6 protein-coding genes are annotated in these 7,487 nt (G+C 46.2%); 5 read left to right on the top strand and 1 reads right to left on the bottom strand.

Features of this window, described 5'->3' with window-relative positions; all coding sequences use genetic code 11:
* Window positions 1–319: 319 nt before the first annotated feature.
* A complete protein-coding gene (locus AC58UW_RS15405; protein ID WP_497421514.1) occupies window positions 320–679 on the bottom strand; it encodes a transposase in 360 nt (119 codons plus the stop codon).
* 483 nt (window positions 680–1,162) lie between these two features.
* Between AC58UW_RS15405 and AC58UW_RS15400 the strand changes: the two genes are divergently transcribed.
* From AC58UW_RS15400 to AC58UW_RS15380, 5 genes are all read left to right on the top strand, one after another.
* Window positions 1,163–1,951 (top strand): response regulator transcription factor, encoded by a 789-nt coding sequence (locus tag AC58UW_RS15400; protein ID WP_497421513.1) that lies wholly within the window; start codon window positions 1,163–1,165, stop codon window positions 1,949–1,951.
* A gap of 7 nt (window positions 1,952–1,958) precedes the next feature.
* Window positions 1,959–3,752: a cache domain-containing sensor histidine kinase gene (locus AC58UW_RS15395; protein ID WP_497421512.1), complete on the top strand. Its 1,794-nt coding sequence runs from the start codon at window positions 1,959–1,961 to the stop codon at window positions 3,750–3,752.
* 231 nt (window positions 3,753–3,983) lie between these two features.
* A complete protein-coding gene (locus AC58UW_RS15390; protein WP_497421530.1) occupies window positions 3,984–4,844 on the top strand; it encodes an ABC transporter permease in 861 nt (286 codons plus the stop codon).
* The gene (locus AC58UW_RS15385; RefSeq protein ID WP_497421511.1) at window positions 4,838–5,698 is read left to right on the top strand and encodes a carbohydrate ABC transporter permease; all 861 of its coding nucleotides are present in this window, start codon (window positions 4,838–4,840) and stop codon (window positions 5,696–5,698) included. The genes AC58UW_RS15390 and AC58UW_RS15385 overlap by 7 nt, the downstream gene beginning before the upstream one ends.
* Before the next feature lie 91 nt (window positions 5,699–5,789).
* Window positions 5,790–7,328, top strand: a complete 1,539-nt coding sequence (locus tag AC58UW_RS15380; protein WP_497421510.1) for an extracellular solute-binding protein — start codon at window positions 5,790–5,792, stop codon at window positions 7,326–7,328.
* Window positions 7,329–7,487: the final 159 nt, after the last annotated feature.

The raw sequence follows: 7,487 nt of genomic DNA, 5'->3' as shown, positions 1-7,487 counted from the left end.
CGCCGCTGCGGATGAAGGATGCCAAGCTTCTCGCATAGGCGGTACGTTTTCTTCTTGTTGATGACCAGATTGTGTTGGATGCGCAAGCATTCATTCAGCATCAAGTAGCCATAGCCATGCTCTTCACCGGAAACGAGTTCCATCAGCCATTCTTCGATCTGCTCATCACTGACGGCTTCACCTGAGCGCGTAAAAGAGTGTTTTGTCGCGGGTCTACCACGAAGTAATGCACTTATTTTCTTCGTCGTGGTTCGTTGCGCGGACTTCCTTCTGTCGTAGTACGTCGAAGAAGCGACTCCAGTAAGTTCTAGTATTTTAACTACCGCGTTTCCCTGCCCAATGAACGTTTGTGCAACGTGGAGTCGATCACTGAGGCAGGGCTCGTCTTTTTTACGAGCTCACGCAGAACTTCATTCTCGAGTTCCTTTTCCCCCAATGCCTTTAAAGCTCGATTGTATTTTTCTTCAAGCTCAGCCAGTCGTTTAGAGTCGTTAATGCGTTCGTCGATCGTAGGTATCGCGTCTGCACCAAATTCATCTTGAAACTCTTTTACCCAGTTGCGAATGGTCTTCGGTGAGACATCATACTTCCTTGCTAGAACACCAACTTTAATCCCAGCTAAAGCTTCTTGCGCCACTTTGTTACGAACATCTTTGAATGCGTTGTTTCGTTGTCTCATTCCGTTCAGCCCCCTTTATTTAATAGTACCTTATTTCCCTAGGTACTCTCCAATTCAATTAGGGGGCTAAACAGATATGCCGCCTAAACAGGAACGGACTGACTAACTCTTGAATGAAACGGAACTACAGGGCGTTATTTTGAGAAAATGGGACTATTTTCAATTTAAACGGAACTACAGGGTCTTATTTCCCTGAAAATACCGATTTCCAATCAAAAATGAAAGAATAAGAGACCACAGTTCCCCTCACCTAGCTCAAGCGCCGTTTTATTGGAAAATAGGGGATCATAGTTCCCTCAGCGAGTGGAATGTCCCCTGACTGGAGTTGACAGCCGCCATGTGGCGGCGACACAACGCGCGCCTGAGTTTGGTTTTTCATACATTTTTACATTATTTCTGTATAAACAAAAGCTGATATAATTGATATCATTGTAAGTAAGAGTGATAGCGATTTCAAGGTTGAAAGGAAAGGTGGTGGGCAATGTGTCTGTCGCCCCCGTACGCGTGCTGATCATTGATGATGAATTGCCGTTAAGACAAGAGCTCCGATCCATGCCATGGTCTACCTTTGGTGCTCAACTGGTTGGAGAGGCGGAGAATGGGGAAGAGGCTTTGGAGCTCTGTGTAGCTTTGGTACCCGATCTTGTTATCTCAGATATTACGATGCCCATTATGGATGGATTAGAATTGTTCCGTAACGTCAAAAAAAGATTTCCGCACATCCAATTCGTCCTGTTAACCTGTCATAGCGATTTTCATTATGCCCAAGAAGCGCTGAAGCTAGGAGCCTTGGATTATTTCACGAAGTTGTCTTTTGATGAAGAGGACATGAAGATAGCGATTGAAAAAGCGAGAGCAGCGATCAGACGCGAAGTCGATCTCAAGCAATATGAACAAGAACGGATGCGCCGAGAGTTGGCTAACCCGCCAAAGTCAGGGACGAGCGACGAGAGGAAGATTCGAAAAGAAGTTCAGCTTGCCCAGAGAATCATCGAGATCAAGCTCGGTGAGCCGATTACGCTGACTTCGGTTTCGGAAGAAGTTGGGCTGAGCTCGTACTATTTTAGTCGGCTGTTTCGGGAAGAAACCGGGGAATCCTTCAACGATTATGTGACCCGGCTGCGCATGGAGAAGGCCGTGAGCCTCCTTCAGAATACTCATCTTAAAGTGTATGAGGTCGCCGAACAGGTAGGCATACCTAGCTACCGTTATTTCTCGCAGCTTTTCCGAAATTGGACCGGCGTAGCACCTACAGATTATAAAAAGGGATGATACCAAAATGAAAGCGCTTATCTCATGGTTTGGCAGCTGGAGCATGTTGGCCAAGCATTTTTTATTTTTGTCCCTGGGAACACTTGTGCTGTTAGGGGGGCTCGGCTACATCAACTTGCGCGAAGCGGAGGGATTGTTTCGCAGGCAGGTCGTGTCGGATGCCCAAATTATTATTGACCGAACCAATCTCTATATGAATGCCTATTTGGACAATGTGCAAAATATCCTGTTGCTTATTTCAACCCGTGAGGATTTGTTAAATGTGGGCATGGAAAAGGAAGCCTCGGATGTTCTGCGCTCGTATGCGAATATGAACAGGACGCTGTATAAGTCGCTCTATTTGGTTGGTGTAGACGGCCATGTCATTTCCGACTCGCAAACCACTTTTGATATTATTGGGAATCCGCAAATCCCTAAGCTGCTTGAGAAAGCCAAGCAAACCTACGGCATATTTATCACGGAGCCCTATCAATCCCCCATGTCGGGTAAAACAGTCGCCTTCGTACTGCCCATACAATCATCTTCGACGAAGTCATTAATGGGGATTGCTGTCGTGGAAATCGATCTCGTTCAATTAACGAATATGATCGCGCAGTTCATGAATACGAAGAATCAAACCTTTGCCATCATCACGAACAAAAAGAATGTTGTCCACTCGTTTGATGTTGGGCTCCCGCTTAGCTCCTACCGGCTGCTTCCCTATCATACGTCTGTGTATCCGCCGGAGCTGGATGAAGGGTTTGTCGATCAGGTGTCGGATCTTCCTCTCGGAGCATCGGAGATTGAAGGCCCGGAGGGCGATTTGGTTGCGGTCAAGTCCGGCATGAATAATCTTGGCTGGTATTTTATCGCCTTTTATGAGAATAGCTTCTTCTATCAAAATATTGCCAGCCTATACCGAAATTTCAGCACAGCAGGCGTTTTCTGGATATTCCTTGTTTTGGCAAGCACCTACATGATAAGCCGATATATTACGCTGCCCGTACGTACATTGGTTGCGAAGATGGATCGGGTTCGAGATATGGACGTGCTTCACACCATACACGCAACCGGAAATGATGAAATCGGCCGATTGGCGCGAAGCTATAATGCTATGATGGAGCGGATTCATCATCTGCTGCAGGAAACCAAGGAAGCGGAACGCCGCAAGAAGCATTTTGAGTTGAAAATGCTGCAGAGTCAAATTGCCCCGCACTTTCTGTATAACACCCTTGCTTGTATAAGCTCTTTGGCCAAACAGCACAAAATCTACGAGGTTCGGGAAACGATCAAGACCCTTGTAGGTCTGTTGTCATTCAGCTTTGATAAAAGCACGGAATTCGTTACTTTAGCGGACGAACTGGAAGGGCTGCGCATGTATGCGTACATCCAGAAGGTGCGCTACGGCGATAAGTTCACGATGGAGATTGACGCAACACCTGCTACACTATCCAAAACAATTTTAAAGCTGACCTTGCAGCCACTTGTGGAGAATGCCATTTTCCATGGGATTGTTCCGCTCAAACGTGAGGGAATGATTCGTATACGGGCCAAGTGTGTGAAGGATAAATTGATGATTACGATTAGGGACAATGGTCTCGGGATGAACTCGGAGGTCCTGAACAGTCTGTTCGAAGAGCGGCACAAAGCACCGAGCAAGCATAGATTCACAGGCATCGGGATTATGAATGTCCACGAGCGAATTGGGCTCCATTTTGGAACAGCTTATGGTTTGTCCATTTTCTCCTTGCCCGAAATCGGAACGTTGATCCGAATCGAGCTTCCGGCAATGGAACATGAATATACAGAAAAAAACAAATAAAGCGTTTGCAAGAATTCGAACATTTTCGCAGGATCACTGTATATTTTCCAAAGAAAGCGCTTGCTATACTTAACTCAACCCGTTAGGAAGCGAGTGATCAGATGGAAAAGAGGTGGCCTCATGGAACAGCAAGTCGTAGTAGGGCAGGATGTAAAGGCGGGTAGAAAAACAAAAGAAGCGAGGCTTAAATTATCTGCGAAGCAGATTTGGGCCTTTCGGGCTTTTTATCTCATGCTATTGCCTGGCGTTATTTATTTCGTCATTTTCCGCTATATTCCCATGTATGGAGTGATTATTGCTTTTAAGGATTTTCAAATATTGGACGGCATTCTCGGCAGCGGTTGGGCTGATCCCTGGTACAAGCATTTTCAGACGTTTTTTAATTCTCCGTACTTCGGGCAGCTGATGGTCAACACGTTCGTCATTAGCATCTACAAGCTGCTGTTTGGGATGGCACCGCCGATTATCATGGCTTTGCTGCTCAATGAGTGCAGGCTGCGATGGTTCAAAACGGTTGTGCAAACGCTAACATATATGCCGCATTTCTTATCTTGGGTCATTATTTACGGTATCCTCATCGCGCTGCTCTCCCAGAATTCCGGGATCGTCAACCGCTTTATCGAAGATGCGGGCGGCCAGTCGATTGGCTTCATGACCTCGATTGATTACTTCCGGACTATTCTGGTAAGCTCGGAAGTTTGGAAGGATCTCGGCTGGGGCGCAATCATCTACTTGGCTGCGATGACAGCGATTGATCCGACCTTATACGAAGCAGCACGCGTGGACGGCGCAAGCCGCCTGCGGATGATTTGGCACATTACGCTGCCAGGTATTCGAAATGTCATTGTGCTTCTGCTCATCTTAAAGCTGGGACATATTATGGATGCCGGATTCGATCAAATTTATATTCTGTATAACATTCAAGTGTATCAAGTTGCGGATATCTTGGATACTTGGGTATTCCGGACTGGGCTGCAGCAGCTCAACTTCTCACTGGGGGCCGCCGTAGGATTATTCAAATCCGTCATTGGGCTTGTCCTGGTACTAGGCTCCAATCATTTATCCAAGAAATGGGGTGATGGCATATGGTAAGAGGCTGGGAAGACCGGATCATCAATACGATCGTCGTCATCATCCTCGGGCTTGCTGCGTTGGCGGCGGTCGTACCGCTGATGTATGTGGTAGCCGTGTCCATCACACCTTTCTCCGAGGTGCTGAAGAATGGAGGTTTCATCCTCATTCCTAAGTCCATCACATTCAGCGCTTATCACAAGCTTTTCACCGAGACGAATATTCCAAGAGCTTTCTGGGTGACGATCTTCATCACTGTTGTAGGTACGATTGTGAACCTGATATTGACATCGCTGATGGCTTATCCGCTTAGCCGTCGCAATCTCCCAGGCAGAAGCTTCTTCCTTCTCATGGTTGTGTTTACGATGCTGTTCAGCGGAGGACTCATTCCGACTTATTTAGTTGTAAAATCCTTAGGGCTGTTGGATTCCGTCTGGTCGATGATTCTGCCGAATGCGATTTGGGCTTTTAATATTTTGATTATGAAAAGCTTTTTTGAAAGCCTTCCTGAAGAGCTGTTTGAATCGGCTCGGATGGATGGGGCGAAGGAATTCCGGATTCTCTGGCAAATCGTATTGCCGCTCTCTATACCGTCTATGCTCACAATTGGGTTGTTCTACATGGTTGGTCATTGGAATGAATTTTTCCAAGCGATTATGTATGTGACGGATCGAAATTTGTTCCCCTTGCAGGTCGTTATTCGCGAAATTCTCATGCTGACCCAGCAGCCGCTTGAAAATGCCGAAAATATGCTTCCTACCGAAACGATGCAAATGGCGTCTGTTGTTGCTGCAAGCTTACCGATCATTATCGTGTATCCGTTCATTCAAAAGCATTTCACCAAAGGAATGTTGATGGGCTCCGTCAAAGGTTGACCCCGTTGAATGCATCAGGACTGCAGCCTGATTCGTTCTGTAACGGCGACAATAGAAGTAACTTTTATTTTAAAAGAAAGAAGGGGTATCTATGAAAAAGAAATTGCTTGTACCAATTCTTCTCGCCATGACTTTCGCCGGTGGAACGCTGATTGCCGGTTGCGGTGCGGCACCTGCTGCGAATAAGCCTGCTGACAAAGCTGCGGAAAGCGGCAAACCGGCTGCTAGCGCAAAGCCCGTCAAGCTTGACATTATCGAAATAGGCAGCGGCCTTCCTTCTCCTGATCAGGACATTATTAAACAGGAGCTGGATAAAGCGCTGGGCACGGATCTCAATCTGACCGTGTATGCATCCGGCGATGATTACAAAAATCAGTTAAACGTACGTATGTCTTCGGCGAACTTTCCAGATCTATTCGCTGTAGACCGTCAGCAATTAAAGCAATTTACTGATCAGGGTCTTCTGCTCGATCTCACGCCTTATTTGGATAAACTTAAGCCGGTACAAGATTTTATTGGGGCTGACAGTTTGAAAAAAGGGATGCTGAACGGCAAAACGTATGCCATCGCGAAGTCACCGCAAGTTCCTTACAACACGTACTGGATTCGCCAGGATTGGCTCGACAAGCTGAGTCTGAAAGTGCCAACTACGCCGGAGGAAATGCTCGAAGTTGCTAAAGCGTTTACAGAGAAAGACCCGGATGGTAATGGAAAAAAAGATACGTATGGCCTTACCGGCGGCAAGCTTGGAGCTTTTGATACCATTTTTGGAGCCTATGGCGTAGGTATGGATGGCGGCCTACCTACAGTCTACGTGAAAGATAATAAAGTGGTGAACTCGCTGTATGATCCTGGGATGAAGGATGCTCTTGCTTTTATCCAGAAAATGATTGCATCTGGTTCCGTAGATCCCGAGCTTTTGGCTAACTCAGGTCTTCAGCATCAACAGAAAGCGATTAAAGGGCAAGCGGGAATCGTCTATCTGGATTGGCCGAATGTGACGAAGGACCAATTTGTTGAGCAAATTAAGGCTGTGAATCCGAATGCCAAATGGGTGCAAGTTGATGCTTTAAAAGGACCTGGCGGCAAATTTGCAAGTGCCTATGACATTGGTAAGGCAGCAGCGTTGTACGCCGTACCGAAGTCCCTTGAGAAAAATCCGGAGAAACTGCAGAAGGTCATCGACTTGCTGAATTATGTTTCTTCGAAGGATGGTTCTTTGTTAGTGCAATACGGGGTGAAAGGCAAACACTTCAACCTCGATGGCAGTAAAGTTGTCCCGACAGACCTGATGGGCAAAGAGGGCGGTTATTTCTGGCTGTACCAATTCGCAGGGCGCCCGGAAATGGAATATTTGACGGTGAAATTCGGTCCGCAGGCGAAGTTTATGGAATATGCGAGCAAACAGCCGCACATTGATGGTTTGGCAGGATTCGTGGATATGCCAAATGGTTATAACGCTGCAGATGCGAGTCGCTATATTGAAGAAGAGTTCTCTAAATTCTTGTACGGCAAGCGTCCGCTCAGTGAGTATGACAGCTTCCTTAAGACTTTGGAAAGCTCCATGAATTATAAAGCTTTCTTAGATGCTTCTGATAAAAGGATTAAAGAGCTTGGCTACGTGAAGTAGAAGTTGAGAGAACAGTAAAAGAAACAGTAAAAGAAACAGTTGAGAGATCAGTGTGCGGAAAAGGAAGGAGAAATGGGCTTCCTTTTCCTTTAAAATCATTATTTACACGTGTAAATTTATTGGTTATAATTGCCATAAATAAATTTAAAAACGAGGAGT

The sequence above is a fragment of the Paenibacillus sp. J22R160 genome (genome assembly GCF_059692135.1).
The sequence above is the reverse complement of the archived record's forward strand: the minus strand, read 5'-3'. Positions and strand labels throughout refer to the sequence as shown.